This window comes from Microbacterium sp. NPDC091662, assembly GCF_044756705.1.
Taxonomy (GTDB): Bacteria; Actinomycetota; Actinomycetes; order Actinomycetales; family Microbacteriaceae; genus Microbacterium.
Genome location: NZ_JBIVTM010000002.1, coordinates 419,319 through 437,895, shown reverse-complemented (window position 1 = coordinate 437,895; position 18,577 = coordinate 419,319). Strand labels below are relative to the sequence as shown.

The window sequence follows — 18,577 nt, the reverse complement described above, 5'->3', positions numbered from 1 at the left end:
GTACGAAGAGGCCTACACCGTCAGATCGGTGCTCTCGGCGAGGCGGCGCTCGGCCGCGGACTGGCCGCTCGCCAGATGCGCCGGCACGATCCGGCGCAGCGCCTCGGTGTCGCGACCGACCATCGCTTCGAGGATGATGCGGTGCTCATCCGCCATGGCCAGCAGATCGTCGTGCTGACCGAACAACCAGCGCAGACGCGTGAGGAAGACCGCGATGAGCTCACCCAGCATCTCGTTCGCCGCGAGCTCGACGGCGATCTCGTGGAACTCCGCTGCGGCGACCCTGGCCGTCTCCGAGTCCCCCGCCCTGGCGGCCGTGACCTCACGCTCGTAGGCCGCACGGATGCGGGCGATGCCGGCCTCGTCGTGGCGCTCGGCGGCGAAGACGAAGATCAGCGTCTCGATGGCCTCGCGCACCTCGGCGAAGTCCTGGATATCGCGGTGGGTGAACTCCCGCACGACAGCCCAGGTGCGGGGACGGGCGACGACGATCCCCTCCGCCACGAGAGTGCGGATGGCTTCGCGAACCGGAAGCCGCGACACGTTGAGCTCTGCCGCGATGTCGCGCTCGACCAGACGCGCGCCTGGCTTTCGCCGACCGAGGATGATGTCATCGCGAAGGATGCGCGTGACCCTCACCGACTCGAGTTCGCCGCTTGCCGCTATAGCCCCCGCCATCTGGGCATTCTCGCACTCTCGCCGACGTTCCTCAACTTTTGGTATCCCAAGGCGTCGATGCACCGGCGGTCCGGGATGCGGGCGAAGGGGCCTCTCTCGCCCGCATCAGCGCTCAGGGCAGGCGGTTCGCGTTCGCGAGGTTCGCCGTCAGTTCTTCGGCAGTCTGTCGCACCACATAGGCCGGGCGGTCACGCTCGACCCTCCAGGACTCGCTGAGCGGACCCACGTTGACCGTGTCGAAGCCGGCCTCGTCGTAGAAGCGCGTCACGAAGGCCACGGCCTCCGCGTCATCCCCGGCCGTGGCCAGCGCGCGGCGGCCGGAGGTGCCGGCAGGTGTGCCGTCGGAGGTGATCTCCGAGGCGAAGATGTGGTTGAAGGCCTTCGCGATCTTCGCGCCGGGAAGCGCGCGCTGAACCAACTCGGACGTCGTGGTCTCCCCCTTGTCGAGGGCTTCGATGTGTCCGTCCCGCTCGAAGTAGTAGTTGTTGGTGTCGAGGACGATCTTGCCGGAGAGCTGCTCGGCCGGGAGCTCGTCGATCGCGCGGAGCGGTACCGTGACCACGGCCACGTCGGCGGCGGCGGCCGCGTCCTGCGCAGTGGCCGCGCGGGCACCGGGCCCGAGTTCGGCGACCAGATCGGCGAGCGTCTCCGGTCCACGCGAGTTGGCGATCACCACGTCATAGCCGTTCGCGATCGCCACACGGGCGACCTGGCTGCCGATGTGTCCTGCACCGATGATTCCGAGAGTTGTCATGTTCGGCCCAACGTCTCACGCGCGCGGCTATTCCCTCGATGACCACGTGTGTCGATGCCTGTGCCCGAGTCAGCTGCGGGTGAGCGCGTCCTCCGCGGCGACCCAGGCGAGCATGGCGCATTTGACGCGGGCGACGTACTTCGACACCCCGCCGAGGGCTGCGGCATCGCCGAGCAGCTCCTCATCGGGTTCGATCTTTCCGCGTGACCGCATCGCCTCCCGGAAGGCCGCGATGCGCACCTCGAGGTCTTCGACACTGAGTCCTTCCGCGAGTTCGGCCAGCAACGAAGCCGATGCCTGTGAGATCGCGCAGCCGTGCCCCTCCCAGGCGATCGCCTCGACGCTGCCGTCGGCATCGCGGTGCACCTGCAGGGTGATCTCATCACCGCAGGTCGGATTCAGTTGGTGGGACTGCGCCGGGATCTCGTCACGGAGTCCGTAGCCGTGCGGCGTGCGTGAGTGATCGAGGATCAGCTCCTGGTACAGGTTCTGCAGGTCGCTCATGCGCTCCTCCGGAAGAAGTCGATCGCCCCGGCGACACCGTCGATCACGGCATCCACCTCGGCATCGGTCGTGTACAGATAGGTGCTCGCCCTGGTCGACGAGGTCACCCCGAGACGGCGGTGCAGCGGCTGCGCGCAGTGATGCCCCACTCGCACGGCGATGCCGAGGTCGTCGAGGAACTGGCCCACGTCATGGGAGTGGATGCCTTCCACATCGAAACTCGCCAGACCGACGCGCGGCAGGTCGATACCGGCACCGAGCACGCGCACGCCCTCGATCGCGCTCAGCCCGTCGACGAGACGGCGACCGAACGCGGCCTCGTGCGCGGCGATGCGGGGCATCCCCACCTCGGTCAGGTAGCCCACGGCCGCGGCGAGCGCGATAGCCTGCGAGACGCGTTGTGTTCCGGCCTCGAAGCGCTGGGGCGGCGGCAGGTACTCGGCCTCGGTCGTCGTCACCGTGGTGATCATCGAGCCGCCCGTCAGGAACGGAGGCATCGCCGCCAACACATCGCGCCGCCCGTAGAGAGCGCCGATGCCGGTCGGTCCGAGCATCTTGTGACCGGACAGCACGGCGAAATCGACCCCGAGGGCACGCACGTCGAGCGGCAGGTGCGGCGCCGACTGACAGGCGTCGAGCAGCGTCAGCGCGCCGACCTCGCGAGCGAGCGAGACGAGCTGATCGACGGGGTTGACGACACCGAGCACGTTGGACACATGGGTGAACGCGACGAGCTTCGTACGGGCGGTGATCAGTTCTGCCGCGACATCGAGCCGCAGCGCTCCGTCGTCGTCGAGGGGGATGACCTTCAGCGTCGCGCCGGTGCGCGCTGCGAGCTCCTGCCACGGGATCAGATTCGCGTGGTGCTCCATCTCGGTGGTCACGATCTCATCGCCCTCGCGGAGCCGCAGGCTCTCGGCGGCTGCTCCTCCACGCCCGAGAGACGCGTTCGACAGCGAGTACGCGACGAGGTTGATCGCCTCGGTCGCGTTCGAGGTCCAGACGATCTCGTCGTCGCCGGCCCCCACGAATCGGGCGAGGGCGGCACGGGCGTCTTCGAACAACTCGGTCGCCTCGGCGGCGAGGGTGTGCGCGCCACGGTGCACGGCGGAGTTCATGGAGGTCGCGAAGTCGCGCTCGGCGTCGAGCACCGCCGTCGGACGCTGCGACGTCGCCCCCGAGTCGAGGTATACGAGCGGATGCCCGTGCACGCGCGCGCCCAGGATCGGGAAATCCCCGCGGATGCGCCGCACCTCGGCCTCGTTCAAGGGGGCGATCAGGTCGACACCGGGAGAAACGCTCATCGTTCCAGTTTCCCACCTGCGAGCGCGGGGTGGGCGCAGGTGTCAGTGCCCGTCGAGCAGCTTCGCGTCGGCGGCCTCGTCGTAGCGGTCCTGCGCGTCGAGCACGTCTTCGACGTGCGACTCCGCCCAGACCTGCAGCGCCTGGAGCGGCTCATGCAGGGTGCGCCCGAGTGGGGTGAGTCGGTACCGGGCATGACCGTCGTCGTCGACCGCGCGCTCGATCATCCCATCGCGTTCGAGGGCGCGGAGGGTGTCGACGAGCACTTTCTTGGTGATCCCGTCCATCCGGGTGTGCAGCTCGCCGAAGCGCAGCGGTTGCTCGTGCAGGAGGACGACGATCATCGCGGTCCACTTGTTCGCGATGCGGGCGAGAGACGCACGCGACGGGCAGCTGGCGGTGAACACCGTCCACGTGCGTGACATCCGCCGCTCCTTCTCGGTGACGTTGAAGTAACCGCGCCCCGATCGAGACGCTGGAGGCTCCACCCTACCGACCGAACGAGAAGGAGCATCATGTCGGCAATCGACGTCGTAGGACAGTACGGTGCGGCCATGGCCGCCGGAGACATGGAAGCCCTGGCCGCGACCTTCCACGCGGATGCCGTCTGGCACCAGCCGGGAGCGAACCAGGTGTCGGGAGACCACGTCGGACCCGACGCGATCATCGCCCACCTCGGCCGGTTCATGCAGCTGAGCGGCGGAACCTTCGCCCTCGAGACGGAATCGGCGACCGAGAGCGGCGCCCTCGTCTCGGCGACCGTGCGCTTCCGTGCCCAGCGCGAGGGGCACGACGACCTCGACCAGCATGGCGTCGATGTCTTCCGCGTCGCCGACGACCGCATCGTCGAGGTCTGGCTGATGAGCGAGGACCAGGAGGCGGAGGACCTCTTCTGGGGCACCGTCTGATCGAGGGCGACCTGATCGGGCGGTATCGGGCGGTCGGGATCTCGACCGCCCGGTCCCCGCGCCTCTAGGCTCATCCCATGATCGCCCCGGACACGTTGCTCGCCTTCGTCATCGCCGCGTTCGTCATGGTCGTGATCCCCGGGCCGACCGTGCTGTTCACGATCGGACGCGCGATGGCGCTGGGCCGCTGGGGCGGGTTCCTCAGCGTCCTCGGCACGGCGGTCGGGTCGATCGGCCTCGTCGTGGCTGTCGCACTCGGCGTCGGCACCGTGATCGCGCAGTCGATCGTGCTGTTCACGATCGTCAAGGTGCTCGGCGCCGGCTACCTCATCTTCCTCGGGGTCCAGGCCATCCGTCACCGCAAAGACGCGGCACGAGCCATGATCGCGGCGCCGGCGCGGCGCTCGGGGTGGCGGCTCTTCACCGAAGGGTTCATCGTCGGGGTGACCAACCCGAAGTCCATCGCCTTCTTCCTCGCGATCCTGCCGCAGTTCGTCGATCTGCATGCCGGATCCGTCCCCGCGCAGCTCTTCCTGCTCGGGGCGATCGTCGTGACGATCGGTGTGACCTGCGACGCGGTGTGGGTGTTCCTCGCGAGCGCAGCCCGCGACTGGTTCGGTCGCTCCCCTCGACGCATCGAGGCGATGGGAGCGACCGGCGGCGGACTGATGATCGCTCTCGGAGCGTTCCTGCTGGTGTGGAGCGTGAAACCCGCGACGCCGTGAGCGCAGCGACATCGTGCGCCCACACGCTCGTGGATCACATGCGTGCGAAGCGGGCCCGAGCGATGCAGAACACACCGTAGATGGCGAAGCCCGCGCCTACGGCTCCCAGCACGAGCCCCCCGAGGGGCAGGTCGAGCAGGCTGTGCAGAGCGGCATCGAGCCCCGCGCCCTTGTCGGGATCCTGGGTGACTGCGGCGACGACGAACAGCACCCCGGTCACGGCCACCGCTATGCCCTTGCCGAAGTAGCCGATGACGCCCAGCGTCACGATGCCTCCGCGCGCGACTCCCGACGGCAGATCGAGCAGCTTCTCGAAGCCGCGGGTGAAGCCGCCCACGACGAATCCCACGCCGACGCCGACCACGGAGAGCCCGACCACGACGAGCAGCGCGACGCCTCCCGGAGCGGAGAGGAGGACAGCGCTCAAGGTCTTGGAGGCCGTCTCCGAGTCGGCGTCGCCGCCCACGGCGTAGATGATCGCCATACCCGCGACCACGAGGTAGGCGAGGGCGATGCCGAAGAGCTTGACGCGCTGACCCCACTTCTTCGTCTCGGCCGGGTCGGCGGCGAGGAACGCACTCGCGATCTGCCACACGGCCAGCGCGATCAGGCCGACGGCGACGAGGGCGAGCAGCAGCCCTCCGACCGGATTCTGGCGGATCTGCTCCATCGCGCCGTCCTGGTCGGCGTCGCCCGAGGCACCGGCGGCGATCGAGATCGCGATCGACCCGATGATGACGTGGATCAGCCCCAGGACGATGAACCCGACGCGGGCGATTCGACGGAATGCCGACGATCCCTTGGCGGCGCGCGCCGCGTGCTTGACCGTGCTCATCGTTGAAGCGTATCCGTCACACCGGAAGCCGCGGAGGGGCTTGATTTCCCTGCAATCACCGGTCAGGCCGAGGTGGCCACCGGCTGCCGAAGGATGGTGCGCAGCTTCGCCGGTTCGGTGCGGCGCAGGTCACTCAGGTAGATCTCGTGATGGAGCCCTCGCATCTGCAGCCCGTTCTCGGGGATGAAACGGTGGTGCAGATCGTCGAGAACCGGACCTTCGTCGTCGAACGGGCCCACATGCAGGGTCTGCACGCAGGCGCCTTCATCGAGCGTCTCGAACCGCACGGCATCCAGGGCCGGAATCGGCTCCTTCTTCTTCGCCGCTTTCTGCGCGACGGCCTCCACCGCCGCTGCGAACATCGGTGTCGTGATGTGGTCGCCGACCATGATCATCATCGTCCACCTCCACGCCGACTTGTCGCGGCGCGAGGTGAACGATTCCATGTCCGGTGCATGCCAGAGCCCTTCGAGCGGCATCACCACGGTGTCGACGCCGAGCGCGTTCCGACTCGCGAACTTCAGCGCATAGGCCACGGGGAACAGGGCCGACACGGCATCTCGGTAGGCGGGAGAGGTGTTCGGATCCCCCGCGCCGTCGATCATCAGATACTGCAGGGGCGGCACCTCCACGATGCGGAACTCGCCCCGCTTCGCGCGATACGCGTCGAGCGTCTTCTTGGGATCGATCGCCGCCATGACGTGCCCTCCTTGATCGTGCGCCCAGTGTCGCACGGGCCTCGGACACGGGCGGCGAGGCGAGGGCGGGTGGTGCGGATGCGCGCCCGCCCTCGGCTCTGCCTCAGCCGTGCTCGACCGGAAGCCAGAGCTCGCAGGACGCGAAGTCACCCGTGAACTCGAGATAGCGCACGATCGAGGGGCCGGGACGCAGCCTCCAGGGGTTCGACGGGAACCACTCGGTCGCTGTGGCGGCCCACAGATCCTGCAGCGTCTCGGGGAACGGGCCGCGGGCGGCGAAGACCGCCCACGAGCCGGCTTCGAGACGGAAGGAGCCGAGGTCTTCCGGAACGGGAGTGGTGCTCTGCATGGCGACGCCATGCAGATAGGTGAGGAGCGTGCCCTCCGGTGCGTCCGGTTCGATATCGGCCGTGACGGCCAGGATCCCCGACGGCTCGGCGTCGCCGAGAGCCTTGAGTCGCACATGCTCCTCGGGCGGTATCGCCGCGATGTGCGCCTGGATGTGCCGGTTGACGCCCGTGTGGATCAACGGCACCTCGGCGGCATGGCCGGCGAGGACGAGCGCGGGCAAGGGGGTGATGGTGACGTCCATGGGGATTCTCCCTTCGACGCTCAGGCGGAACCGGAGCGTGGGTTGAGTGCGGAGAGGACCCCCGTCACGGCGCGCAGCGGCGGGGCTGATGCCGTGCACCGCCCGGAACGCTCGTCCGAATGCCTCGACCGACCCGTAGCCGTGGCGCACGGCCACGTCGAGCAGACTCGTGGCGCCCGCAGCGAGCTCCGCCCCGGCGAGGGTCATCCGACGACGACGCACGTACTCCGAGAACGGCATGCCCGCGAGCGCCGAGAACATCCGGCGCAGGTGATACTCGGTGGTGCCGTGCTCATGCGAGAACGAGGCCACGTCGATCTCCTGGCCAGGGTCTCCCGCGTCGACCACGTCGACAAGGGCGTTCAGTGTGCCGATCATGAGGTCCTCCTTTCCTCACCATCGTCACCGTCGCGCACCCATCGCGACCCGACTTCTGCGGTCGGATGCGATCGGATGCGATCGGTCAGAGCTCGACGGGTGGCGCGGGCTCGGTCTCCGACTCCTCGGGATGGCGCGCGAGGTTCACGATCCCGGCGACGAGGCCGCCCCAGACCGTGACCATCGCGATGATCATCATGACGATCGCTGCCGTGGTCATGCGCCGGCTCCCTTCGTTGTCGTGTCGATCAGCGGGATCGCCGAGGTCTCCGCATCCGGTTCGTACTCTTCTTCCGAGAGGAACTCGTCGTACTCGGGGTCGTCCTTCGCATGCGAGCGCCTGCTCCAGGGCAACGCCGACAGGATCAGCGCCAGCACGACCAGAGCGACGACCATCCCCCAGCCGAAGATGGCGAGGAACCAGGCGGGGTAGCCGCTGTACGGCTCGGAGGTCTTCGCGATGAGCTCACTGACGAAGAGGTATCCGAGAACGACCGGCGCGAGAACTCCGACCAGCACCTTCCAGATGGTGCCCACCCGGAAGCTCGAACGGCGATCGAGGTGCTCGACCAGCACCGGCAGCTTGTGCAGCAGCCAGGCCACGACGATCACCGCCACCAGCGCGACCGCCATGATGCCGAAGGAGTTGACGAAGGCATCGGCCGTGTCGAGCACCGACAAGGCCGTGGTCGTCGAGAAGAGCGCCATCGAGATGATCGCCAACGGGATCGCGACCGTGAGGGTCGTGCGCACGCGCGCCCATCCCAGCTTGTCCTGCAGTGCGGCCACGATCACCTCGAGGATCGAGATGAGGGAGGTGACACCGGCGAACACCAGGGCTCCGAAGAACAGCACACCGATGATCGAACCTCCCGTCGCCTGCGAGACGATCGTCGGGAACGCGATGAAGGCGAGGCCGATTCCCGAGGACGCGACGCCGGCGACCTCCGTTCCCTGCGCCTGCGCCATGAATCCGAGGGCCGCGAAGACGCCGATGCCGGCGAGGATCTCGAAGCCCGAGTTGGCGAAGGCCACCACGAGACCGGAGCCGGTGAGGTCGGTCTTCCGCTTCAGGTAGGACGAATAGGTCACCATGATGCCGAAGGCGACCGAGAGCGAGAAGAAGATGTGTCCGTAGGCGGATGCCCAGACGCCGGGATCGGCCAGCGCCTCCCAGTTCGGGGTGAAGAAGGCGTTGAGGCCGTCCATGGCTCCCGGGAGGAACAACGACTGCACCACGAGGATCGCGAACATCACCGTGAGCAGCGGCATCAGGATCATGTTCGCCCGGCCGATGCCTCGCTTGACGCCCAGCGCCATGATGACGATCACGATCAGCCAGACCACCACGAGCGGAATGCCGACCTGCGGCACGAACTGCGTCGATACACCGACCTCGGCGACGTCCGCCGATCGCAGGAAGTCGATGAAGAAGAAGTCGTTCTCGTTGCCCGCGCCCCAGGTGAGCTGGGCCGAGAACCACGTGTACATGGCCGCCCACGCGATGATCACCGCGTAATAGACCGCGATCACGACGCAGATGAGCACCTGCCACCAGCCGAGAGGCTCGGCCGCACGGTGCATGCGACGGAACGCCAGCGGCGCCGACCCACGGAACCGGTGACCGATCGCGTAGTCGAAGAACAGCAGCGGGATGCCGGCCGTGAGCAGAGCACACAGGTACGGGATCAGGAACGCCCCGCCGCCGCCCTCGTAGGCGACGTAGGGGAACCGCCAGATGTTCCCGAGGCCGACCGCGGAGCCGATCGCCGAGAGGATGAACACATTGCGCGAGCCGAAGGCTTCGCGTTTGTGGGTCTGCGTCGCTGCGGTGGCCATGCGGGCGAGACTACCCGACGGCCGGGTCGGTTCACATCCGACGACGGCGCGACACGCACCGCCCGCACGAGAAAACCCCCGCCTGAGCGGGGGTTCTTCTGCGGAGACGAGGGGATTTGAACCCCTGGTCCCCGTGAGGGGACTCCACCTTAGCAGGGTGGTGCACTCGGCCGGACTATGCGACGTCTCCAGGCATCCGACCCGAAAGCACGGATGCACCTAGCCATCATAACGGGTCGGACGAGCGGTGACGAACCGGCACCCCCGACTCCCCTTCTGACCGACGCGCACCCGCGCTGAGCGGGGATGCGCGCTCGCGCTGGGATACTTGCCGCACATCGTGGGCACGCAGCGTCCACCGCACGGAAGAGGACCGATCATGCCCCGCTCAGACACCGTGGACACGGAGAACGCCCGCGTTCTCTCGCATCGTGCGAGGGACGGCCAGGCCCGCGGCTACGCGATCATCCTCGGCCTGCTCATCGTCTCGTACGCCTTCTGCGCTGCGCAGCCGAGCACGGACCCGAGCCCCTGGGCGTTCCTCGCCATGCTGGCGACGGTGGCGATGGTGTTCTACGTGACCCGCGCCCGGCACCTCGTGCAGCGCGTGTCGTGGGCGGTGCTCTCGGTCGCCGGTGCCGCCGCCGTCATCGCCACACTCTTCGGCGTCGACGGCCCCGTGCTCGCGATCCCGCTGTCCGCCGCATCGATGGTCGCGCTGTTGGTCGCTCCGTGGGCGATCATCGCGCACCAGGTCACCCGGCGGGGCCTGGACCTGGAAGCGCTGCTGGCCGCGATCACGGCCTACATCCTGGTCGGGATGTTCTTCGCCTTCGTCTACAACCTCATCTCGCAGATCTCCCCTGACCCGATGTTCGGCACGGAAAGCCTCGACTCGCTCGGCAACCAGCTGTTCTTCTCGTTCACCGCGCTGACCACGACCGGATACGGCAACCTGGTTCCCGTGGGCACGACGGGGCAGGGGATCGCCATCGCCGAGGGCATCACCGGGCAGCTGTTCCTGATCACCGCGGTCGCGCGGATCATGCGCGGTGCGAGCGCGAAAGCCACGACCACACCCGAGGTCTGAGCCTGCTGGATGGACGAGGCGGGTCGCTGTCACCTGCGCACCCTCGCCCGAAAGGGGTGACGCCCCGTCCACGCTCAGTCCGCGGGCTGCGACGATGAAAGGTGCGACGCCGCCCGCACCCGACCCGGGGACCCACCTCCGGTCCTCCGGCTCCTGCGCTGTCGACAGACGGCGAGGTGCGACATGGTGGAGACGGGATTCGCGGAGGAGCGCGACGAGTTCGCGGCACCGGACGCGGTCGCACCGGCGTTCGTCGCCAGACGAAGTCGCGGGCGCGACGCCCGCGCTCGTGCTCCTCGATCGCGACAAGGTCCGTGGGTTCCGGCAACGGACCGCCCCGACCCGATCGCGCTGCTCGAGAGCCAGGCGAGCACGCGCGATCTCGACATCGTGCCGTTGAGGTACGAACGGATGTCGGTTTCACCGTTCGCCTTCTTCCGGGGCGCGGCCCTGCTGATGGCCTCCGACCTGTCCACCGCTGCACACACCGACATCACCGTGCAGCTGTGCGGCGACGCGCACCTGTCGAACTTCGGCCTGTTCGGCACTCCGGAGCGTCGACTCCTCTTCGATATGAACGACTTCGACGAGACGTTCCCCGGCCCGTTCGAGTGGGATGTGAAGCGCCTGGCGACGAGTTTCGCCGTGGCCGGCCGCCATCGCGGCTTCACGTCGGAGCAGACCGGCGCGAGTGTGCGCGCGGCAGTGGTCGGCTACCGGAAGGCGATGCGGCGCGCGGCCGATGCGCACGTCCTCGACGCCTGGTACGACCGCTTCGACGCCGGCAGCGCGCGCCGCCGGATCAGGGCGGAGCGAGATCGACAGCAGGTGGACGACGAGACGGTCGCGCGGCTGGACGCCGCCGTGAAGAAGGCCCGCTCGCGCGATCGCAGGCGATCATTCGCGAAACTCGTGCACGTCGCCGACGGCCGGTTGCGCATCATCGCGAACCCGCCCCTGGTCACCCCGGTCGAAGATCTGGTGCCGGAGGTCGGCACCCAGCTCGACGACCTCGCCATCATGCGCGAGCTCCTGGCCTCGTACCAGGACACTCTGCCAGGCGACCGACATCCGATCTCCGAGTACCGCTACCGGCACATGGCGCGGACCGTCGGAGGAATCGGGAGCGTCGGCACACGCGCCTGGGTCATCCTCCTCAGCGGCAGGGACGACGGCGATCCCCTGCTGCTGCAGGCGAAGACCGCGCAGCCATCCGTGCTGGAGCGGTTCCTCGGACCCGGGGGACAGGACACCGAGGGAGAGCGGGTCGTGCGGGGGCAGCGGCTCATGCAGGCGGCCAGCGACATCTTCCTCGGCTGGCAACGGGTGACCGGTGCCGACGGCATCACCCGCGACTTCTACGTGCGCCAGCTGCACGATTGGAAGGGCGGCATCGATCCCGACACCATGACCCCGCGCGGGGCGGCGCTATACGCCCGCATCTGCGGCGAGACGCTCGCCCGCGCACACGCCAGAGGCGGAGATCGTCTCGAGATCGCGGGCTACCTCGGTCGAGGTCGAGCCTTCGAGCAGGCGATCTGCGCCTTCGCCGATACGTACGCCGACCAGAACGACCGCGACTACACGGCACTCCGCGACGCCCTCGCCTCCGGGAGGCTGCCGTCGATGAACGCCACTCCGACGAAGGAGCAGTCATGAAGCGCTGGGGGGTCATCGCTGTCCTCGGCTCCGCGCAGTTCGTGATGGTGCTCGACGGCACCGTGATGAACGTGTCGATCTCGACGGTGGTCTCCGACCTCGACACCACCGTCGCGGCGATGCAGGGCGCCATCACGTTCTACACCCTCACGATGGCGGCGTTCATGCTCTTGGGCGCGCGGCTGGGCGACGTGTGGGGCCGGCGCAGGGCGTTCGTGATCGGCTCGTGCGTGTACGCCGTCGGGTCGTTGATCACGGCGCTGAGCCCGAACGTGCAGTTCCTCTTCCTCGGCTGGTCGGTCGTGGAAGGCCTGGGTGCCGTGCTCGTCATCCCGGCGATCGCCGCCCTCGTCGCCGACAACTACCGCGGTCGTGAGCGCATCACGGCGTTCGCGATCATCGGCGCCGTGTCAGGGGCGGCCGTCGCGGCCGGACCACTGATCGGCGGATTCGTCACGACCTACTTCGATTGGCGCTACGTGTTCGCCGCCGAGGTGATCATCATGATCGGCGTGGTGCTGTGCGCCCGGATCGTCACCGATCCGACGCCGCGGCAGAGCGTGCGCATCGACCTCCTCAGCGTCGCGCTCTCATCGGTCGGGCTGGTCGCGGTGGTGTTCGGGATGCTGCAGAGCAAGACGTGGGGATGGGTGCTGCCGCTGAACCCGCCGACGATCGGCGGCGTCGCGATCGCCCCTCTCGGCATCTCTCCCGCCGCCTGGTTCATCGTGCTCGGCGTCGTGCTCCTGGCCCTGTTCTTCTCGCGTCAGCGCCTGCTCGAACGCCTCGGCCGGTCGCCGCTCATCCACGTGGGGATGTTCTCGATCACGTCGCTCCGCAGCGGACTCACCGTGCTCGGGGCGCAGTACACCGTGACAGCCGGGCTCTTCTTCATGGTGCCGGTGTATCTGCAGATGACCCTCGGCCTCGATGCGCTGGAGACCGGGATCCGGATCTTCCCCCTCTCGATCGCCCTCGTGCTGTTCTCGATCGTGGGTACCCGACTCTCTCGCGCGCTGTCGCCGCGGACGATCGTGCGGATCGGACAACTGACACTCGTCGTCAGCGCCCTCATCCTGCTCGGCTCCGCCACCAGCGACCTGCGCAGCGGCTTCTTCGCGACCGGGATGTTCCTCGCCGGAGCAGCCCTCGGACTGCTCGCCTCCCAGCTCGGGAACGTGAACATGTCGAGTGTGACCGAGAAGGAGACGAGCGAGGTGGGTGGGCTTCAGGGCGTGTTCCAGAACCTCGGCTCGTCGCTCGGGACGGCACTGATCGGCTCGATCCTCATCGGTGCGCTGTCGACCTCGTTCGCTTCGGGGGTCGCGGCGAGTGACCTGCCCGACACCACCCGGGCGACCGTGGCGAGCGCCACGCAGCATGGAGTCACCATCGTGCCCGCAGCCGACGTCGCCGCCATCGCCGAGAAGGCCGGACTGGACGACGACGACGCCGACACGCTCGCCACGGTCTACCGCGACTCGCAGCTCTCGTCGCTGCGCATCGCGTTCTTCGGGCTCATCCTCATCAGTCTGCTGTCGCTCTTCTTCTCGAAGGGGATACCCCACACGAACGACGCCCGCAGGCGGCACGGCCAGGAGACCGGCTGACCAGGGCTGACCGGGCGGGGATGTCGATCCGAGCATCGACACCGCCACCGACACCGGGATCGACACCGCCGTCGACGCCGGGATCGGCGAGGATGAGGACCATGACGACCGTCTCCGCGCCCCGCATCGAGCACCACCGCGAACCGCTCGGCATCGGCGAGCGCACGCCGCGTCTGAGCTGGACCACAACGGATGCCCCCGACGGCTGGCGCCAGGAGCGCTACATCATCACGCTGGTGCGCGACGACGGCGAGGAGACCGTCGAGGTCACGTCCGCCGAGCAGGTCCTGGTGCCCTGGCCGACCCGTGCGCTCGACTCCCGCGAGCGGGTGGGTGTGCGCGTGGCGGTGCAGGGTGCGGACGGCCGCTGGTCGGCCGAGAGCCCGCAGACCTGGGTGGAAGCCGGCCTCCTCCACCCCGACGACTGGTCGGCGCGTCCGATCGGGCTCGACCTCGACGAAGACCCGGAGAGCGACGCCCGCCGCGCCACTCTGGTGCGGCGGAGCTTCCGGCTCGACGCGGAGATCTCCCGCGCCCGGCTCTACGCCAGCGCGCACGGCCTGTACGAAACCGAGATCAACGGCATGAGGGTCGGCTCCGACACGCTCTCACCGGGATGGACGGTCTATCGCGAGCGGCTGCGCTACTACACCTACGACGTGACCGACCTGCTCGTCGACGGGGAGAATGCGCTCGGCGCCTGGCTCGGCGACGGCTGGTACCGCGGCCGTCTCGGCTGGCGCGGCGGCTACCGCAACGTGTTCGGAAGCGATCTCTCGTTCCTCGGCCAGCTGGAGATCTCCTACGTCGACGGACGACGCGAGACGATCGTGACCGACGACTCATGGAAGGGCGCACTCTCCCCCATCCTCCGCTCCGGCATCTACGACGGCGAGGACTACGACGCGCGTGAGGAGCTCCCGGAGTGGACGATCGCCACCTTCGACGACGCGCAGTGGCTGCCGGTCACGGTGCGCGACCGTGATCCGCGCACCCTCGTCGCACCGACGGCACCGCCCGTCCGGGTGACCGAAGAGGTCGCTCCCGTCGCCGTGCTCACGTCACCCAGCGGCGCCCGCATCCTCGACTTCGGGCAGAACCTCGTGGGAAGGGTGCGCATCCGCGTGACCGGTCCGCGCGGCACGACCGTCACGCTGCGCACCGCGGAGGTTCTGCAAGAGGGCGAGATCTACACGCGGCCGCTGCGCAGCGCACGCTCCAGCGACGCCTATACACTCGCCGGACGCCCCGGCGGCGAGGAGTGGGAGCCGCGGTTCACGTTCCACGGCTTCCGATACGCCGAGGTCTCCGGCTGGCCGGGCGACCTCGATGCGGATGCTGCGGACGGCGCTCTGACCGCGCGTGTGCTGCACACCGACCTCGAGCGCACCGGGTGGTTCACGTGCTCCGATCCCCTGGTCGCACAGCTGCACGGCAACGTCGTCTGGGGCATGCGCGGCAACTTCGTCGACATCCCCACCGACTGCCCGCAGCGTGACGAGCGCGTGGGGTGGACGGGCGACGTGCAGGTGTTCGGACCGACCGCGTCGACACTGTTCGACGTCTCGGGGATGCTGTCGGGATGGCTCCGAGACGTCGAGGCCGACCAGCTGCCCGACGGCACGGTCCCGTGGTTCGTACCGGTGATCCCCTCGCACAAGGTGTGGTCTCCGATCCGCGCCGGTGCCGCCTGGGGAGACGTGGCGACGCTGCTGCCCTGGACCCTGTACCAGCGCTTCGGAGATGAGGGCGTTCTGGCGACGCAGTTCGAGAGCGCACGCCGATGGGTCGACAAGGTGGAATCGCTGGCCGGACCCGACCGCCTGTGGAACGAGGGCTTCCAGCTCGGCGACTGGCTCGATCCCGCGGCTCCCCCCCAGGATCCGGGAGATGCCCGCACCGATCGGTACCTCGTCGCCACGGCCTACTTCGCCCGGTCGGCACGAGCCGTCGCGGACATGGCTCGTGTGCTCGGACGCTCTGCCGACGCGGCTCGGTACGACACCCTCGCCGCCGAGGTCGCCGCCGCGTTCCGAGGTGGGTATGTGAAGCCCGACGGCACGATGACCTCCGATGCGCAGACCGCCTACGCCCTGGCCATCGTGTTCGATCTGCTGGCCGACGAGACTCAGCGGGCGGCGGCCGGGACGCGTCTCGCCGAGCTCGTGCGCGCCGCCGGCAACCGCATCGCGACCGGTTTCGTGGGCACGTCGCTCGTCTGTGATGCGCTCACCCTCACCGGCCACACGGAGGCCGCCTACGACCTTCTTCTCGAGCAGGGCTGCCCGTCATGGCTGTACCAGGTCGTGCAGGGCGCGACCACGATCTGGGAGCGGTGGGATGCGATGCTCCCCGACGGCACCGTGAATCCCGGGACCATGACCTCGTTCAACCACTACGCGCTGGGAGCCGTCGCCGATTGGTTGCACCGCAGCGTCGCCGGGCTCGCACCCGTAGAGCCCGGATACCGTCGCATCCGCTTCGCTCCGCGTCCCGGCGGCGGGCTCACCCATGCCTCGGCGATCCAGCGCACACCCTACGGCGAAGCCTCGATCTCATGGCGCATCGCAGCGGACCAGCTGCACCTCGACCTCGTGGTCCCGGTGGGCGCGACCGCCGAACTCGACCTCCTCGGCACAGCCCCTGAGCAGCTCGGGCACGGCGCACACACGCGCGCCGTGCCTCTGCATCCGTGACGGGTCAGCCGGCGGCGGGACCGCCTGCGTTCGCCGCGGCGATCAGCTGCTCGATCTGCTCGAAGTCGACCGGGAGCCCGGGGAATCCGGCCAGGCGTCCGATCGGAAAGGAGGCCATCATCTTCTGCATCGCCTCGTCGTTCGGCATCATCGACGCCGCCGCCGCATCGCCGCCGAGCCCGCCCATCAGGCCGCCCAGCGCCTGCTGCACGATGGGGCCGGCGATCGGGTGCGCGATCAGGTCGCCGATCGAGGAGTTCATCGTCAGCTCCTGGTGCACCGCGTCACCGGAGACCTCGACCGCCACAGTCGAGCGGATGTCGCGACTGGACGCGGCCACGTCGACGGTGTATTCGCCGCCCTCGACAACCCAGCGGTCGACGCGGATGTCCCAGTACGCGAGGTCTTCGCGCCGCACGACGAGCTCGACCGTGCGGGTCTCCCCCGCAGCGAGCGCGACCGAAGAGAAGGCTTTGAGCTCACGAGGGGCACGCTGCACGATCGACGCCGCCGGTGCGAGGTAGACCTGCACGACCTCGCGTCCGTCGCGATCGCCGGAGTTGGTGATGTCGACGCGCACCACGATGTCGCCGTCGGCGCCGACCTCTGCCGTCGCCGTGCCGTACTCGAACGTCGTGTAAGAGAGTCCGTGCCCGAAGGGGTACGTCACCTCGAGTCCCTTCGCGTCATACCAGCGGTATCCGACCAGCAGACCCTCGCCGTAACGCACGTGTCCGAACTCGCCCGGGAAGTTGCCGAACGACGGGTTGTCCTCGAGCCGCACGGGCACGGTCTCGGTGAGCTTGCCCGAGGGGTTCACCGCGCCGTAGAGCACGTCGGCCACAGCGCCGCCGCCGGCCTGGCCGAGCAACCAGCTCTCGACGATGGCCGGCACGCGGTCGGCGAAGGGCAGCGCCACCACGCCACCGTTGGACAGCACGACCACGACGCGGGGATTGACCTCGAGCACGGCGTCGAGCACGGCGAGCTGACCGGCCGGCAGGTCGATGTGATCGCGGTCGAAGCCCTCCGACTCCTCGGCGGCGGGAAGGCCCAGGAACAGCACGGCCACGTCCGCCTCCGCGGCGACGCCGACGGCCTCTGCCCGCAGATCGTCGGCGGTCCGACCGGACGCCGCGATGGTGCCGCCGTCGACGGCGAAGCCCGCAGCATAGGAGACGTTCTCGCCGCCCACGGCACGAAGTTCGTCGAGCGCCTTGTCGACCCGGGTGGGGTTGATCAGCGATGAGCCCGCGCCCTGGAACCGCGGCTCGGTCGCGAACGCACCGATCACGGCGATCTTCCGGTCGGCGGAGAGCGGAAGCAGCGCGCCCTCGTTCTTCAGCAGCACGATGGAGCGACCGGCCGCCTCCCGCGCGAGCGCATGGTGGGCGTCGACATCGAGCGGACCTGCCACGGCCGGCCGCTCCCCGGCCTTGCGCACGAGGTCGATGGCACGGCCTGCTGCGGTGTCGAGCACGCTCTCATCGAGCGCTCCCGCACGCACGGCCGCGACGAGCTGCGCATCCGTGCGCCCTCCCGAGGCCGGCATCTCCAGGTCGAGACCTGCGGCGACGCCGGTCACACGGTCGTTCACGGCACCCCAGTCCGAGACGACGAGGCCGTCGAAGCCCCAGTCGTCGCGCAGCACGCTGGTGAGCAGCCAGGGGTCCTCCGAGGTCCAGACGCCGTTGAGCTTGTTGTACGAGCACATGACGGTCCACGGCGAGGCATCCTTCACGACGCGCTCGAACCCGCGCAGGTAGATCTCACGCAGCGGGCGGGGGTCGACGTCGGAGCTCGCACGCATGCGGTCGAACTCCTGGTTGTTCGCCGCGAAGTGCTTGAGCGAGGTGCCGACGCCCTTCGACTGGACGCCGCGGACCGAGGCGGCTCCGAGGATGCCGGACACGATCGGGTCTTCCGAGAAGTACTCGAAGTTGCGCCCGCACAGCGGCGAGCGCTTGATGTTGATGCCGGGGCCGAGCACGACGGCGACGTTCTCGATCGCGGCTTCCACACCGATCGCCGCGCCCACGCGCTCGATGATCTCGGCGTCCCACGACGAACCGATGCCGACGGCGGGCGGGAAGCAGGTGGCGGGGACGCTGCTCGCAAGGCCGAGGTGGTCGGTACTGCCGGACTGCTTGCGCAGGCCGTGCGGACCGTCGGTCATCATCACCGACGGGATGCCCACGCGGTCGATGGCCTTCGTGGTCCAGAAGTCCGCACCGCTGGTGAGCGACGCCTTCTCCTCGAGGGTGAGGTCGGAAGCCGAGTTCTCGGTCATGGTGTTCCTTTCGCGGGCG

General features: G+C 68.8%; 17 protein-coding genes and 1 tRNA gene. 6 read left to right on the top strand and 12 right to left on the bottom strand.

Going from position 1 to position 18,577, the window contains the following annotated elements; genetic code table 11:
• Positions 1-12: 12 nt before the first annotated feature.
• The 5 genes from ACIQLD_RS15360 to ACIQLD_RS15340 all read right to left on the bottom strand — a co-directional run bounded on the left by ACIQLD_RS15360 (position 13) and on the right by ACIQLD_RS15340 (position 3,663).
• Positions 13-678 (bottom strand): GntR family transcriptional regulator, encoded by a 666-nt coding sequence (locus ACIQLD_RS15360; protein WP_402609290.1) that lies wholly within the window; start codon positions 676-678, stop codon positions 13-15.
• 112 nt (positions 679-790) lie between these two features.
• Positions 791-1,432: an NADPH-dependent F420 reductase gene (locus ACIQLD_RS15355; protein WP_402609288.1), complete on the bottom strand. Its 642-nt coding sequence runs from the start codon at positions 1,430-1,432 to the stop codon at positions 791-793.
• Between the two features lie 69 nt (positions 1,433-1,501).
• On the bottom strand, positions 1,502-1,936 hold the full coding sequence (gene sufU, locus ACIQLD_RS15350) for a Fe-S cluster assembly sulfur transfer protein SufU (protein WP_387182230.1): 435 nt from the start codon (positions 1,934-1,936) through the stop codon (positions 1,502-1,504).
• Positions 1,933-3,240: an aminotransferase class V-fold PLP-dependent enzyme gene (locus tag ACIQLD_RS15345; protein ID WP_402609286.1), complete on the bottom strand. Its 1,308-nt coding sequence runs from the start codon at positions 3,238-3,240 to the stop codon at positions 1,933-1,935. Before ACIQLD_RS15345 ends, sufU begins: the two co-directional genes overlap by 4 nt.
• Before the next feature lie 42 nt (positions 3,241-3,282).
• Positions 3,283-3,663: a winged helix-turn-helix transcriptional regulator gene (locus ACIQLD_RS15340; protein WP_402609284.1), complete on the bottom strand. Its 381-nt coding sequence runs from the start codon at positions 3,661-3,663 to the stop codon at positions 3,283-3,285.
• 90 nt (positions 3,664-3,753) lie between these two features.
• Between ACIQLD_RS15340 and ACIQLD_RS15335 the strand changes: the two genes are divergently transcribed.
• Together ACIQLD_RS15335 and ACIQLD_RS15330 are read left to right on the top strand one after the other, a co-directional pair.
• Complete coding sequence (locus tag ACIQLD_RS15335) at positions 3,754-4,146, top strand: nuclear transport factor 2 family protein (RefSeq protein WP_402609282.1); 393 nt, start codon at positions 3,754-3,756, stop codon at positions 4,144-4,146.
• A gap of 77 nt (positions 4,147-4,223) precedes the next feature.
• On the top strand, positions 4,224-4,871 hold the full coding sequence (locus ACIQLD_RS15330) for a LysE family translocator (RefSeq protein WP_402609280.1): 648 nt from the start codon (positions 4,224-4,226) through the stop codon (positions 4,869-4,871).
• Between the two features lie 34 nt (positions 4,872-4,905).
• Here ACIQLD_RS15330 and ACIQLD_RS15325 read toward each other — a convergent pair whose 3' ends face one another.
• The 6 genes from ACIQLD_RS15325 to ACIQLD_RS15300 all read right to left on the bottom strand — a co-directional run bounded on the left by ACIQLD_RS15325 (position 4,906) and on the right by ACIQLD_RS15300 (position 9,403).
• Positions 4,906-5,706: a DUF1206 domain-containing protein gene (locus ACIQLD_RS15325; protein ID WP_402609278.1), complete on the bottom strand. Its 801-nt coding sequence runs from the start codon at positions 5,704-5,706 to the stop codon at positions 4,906-4,908.
• 62 nt (positions 5,707-5,768) lie between these two features.
• The gene (locus tag ACIQLD_RS15320; protein ID WP_402609276.1) at positions 5,769-6,404 is read right to left on the bottom strand and encodes a GyrI-like domain-containing protein; all 636 of its coding nucleotides are present in this window, start codon (positions 6,402-6,404) and stop codon (positions 5,769-5,771) included.
• 103 nt (positions 6,405-6,507) lie between these two features.
• Positions 6,508-7,374 carry a GyrI-like domain-containing protein gene (locus tag ACIQLD_RS15315; protein WP_402609274.1) on the bottom strand — a complete coding sequence of 289 codons (867 nt, stop codon included), beginning with the start codon at positions 7,372-7,374 and terminating at the stop codon, positions 6,508-6,510.
• Positions 7,375-7,459: 85 nt separating this feature from the next.
• Positions 7,460-7,594 (bottom strand): methionine/alanine import family NSS transporter small subunit, encoded by a 135-nt coding sequence (locus ACIQLD_RS15310; protein WP_017828034.1) that lies wholly within the window; start codon positions 7,592-7,594, stop codon positions 7,460-7,462.
• Positions 7,591-9,213, bottom strand: a complete 1,623-nt coding sequence (locus ACIQLD_RS15305) for a sodium-dependent transporter (RefSeq protein ID WP_402609271.1) — start codon at positions 9,211-9,213, stop codon at positions 7,591-7,593. Before ACIQLD_RS15305 ends, ACIQLD_RS15310 begins: the two co-directional genes overlap by 4 nt.
• A gap of 101 nt (positions 9,214-9,314) precedes the next feature.
• Positions 9,315-9,403, bottom strand: a tRNA-Ser gene (locus ACIQLD_RS15300).
• 189 nt (positions 9,404-9,592) lie between these two features.
• Between ACIQLD_RS15300 and ACIQLD_RS15295 the strand changes: the two genes are divergently transcribed.
• The 4 genes from ACIQLD_RS15295 to ACIQLD_RS15280 all read left to right on the top strand — a co-directional run bounded on the left by ACIQLD_RS15295 (position 9,593) and on the right by ACIQLD_RS15280 (position 16,268).
• The gene (locus ACIQLD_RS15295; RefSeq protein ID WP_402609269.1) at positions 9,593-10,303 is read left to right on the top strand and encodes a potassium channel family protein; all 711 of its coding nucleotides are present in this window, start codon (positions 9,593-9,595) and stop codon (positions 10,301-10,303) included.
• A 183-nt stretch (positions 10,304-10,486) separates the two neighbouring features.
• Entirely contained in the window at positions 10,487-11,962 is a 1,476-nt protein-coding gene (locus ACIQLD_RS15290; RefSeq protein ID WP_402609267.1) for a DUF2252 domain-containing protein, read from the top strand.
• Positions 11,959-13,572: an MFS transporter gene (locus ACIQLD_RS15285; protein ID WP_402609265.1), complete on the top strand. Its 1,614-nt coding sequence runs from the start codon at positions 11,959-11,961 to the stop codon at positions 13,570-13,572. Before ACIQLD_RS15290 ends, ACIQLD_RS15285 begins: the two co-directional genes overlap by 4 nt.
• 101 nt (positions 13,573-13,673) lie before the next feature.
• A complete protein-coding gene (locus ACIQLD_RS15280) occupies positions 13,674-16,268 on the top strand; it encodes a family 78 glycoside hydrolase catalytic domain (protein WP_402609263.1) in 2,595 nt (864 codons plus the stop codon).
• Positions 16,269-16,272: 4 nt separating this feature from the next.
• Here ACIQLD_RS15280 and ACIQLD_RS15275 read toward each other — a convergent pair whose 3' ends face one another.
• Entirely contained in the window at positions 16,273-18,558 is a 2,286-nt protein-coding gene (locus ACIQLD_RS15275) for a glycoside hydrolase family 3 C-terminal domain-containing protein (RefSeq protein WP_402609261.1), read from the bottom strand.
• Positions 18,559-18,577 lie beyond the last annotated feature (19 nt).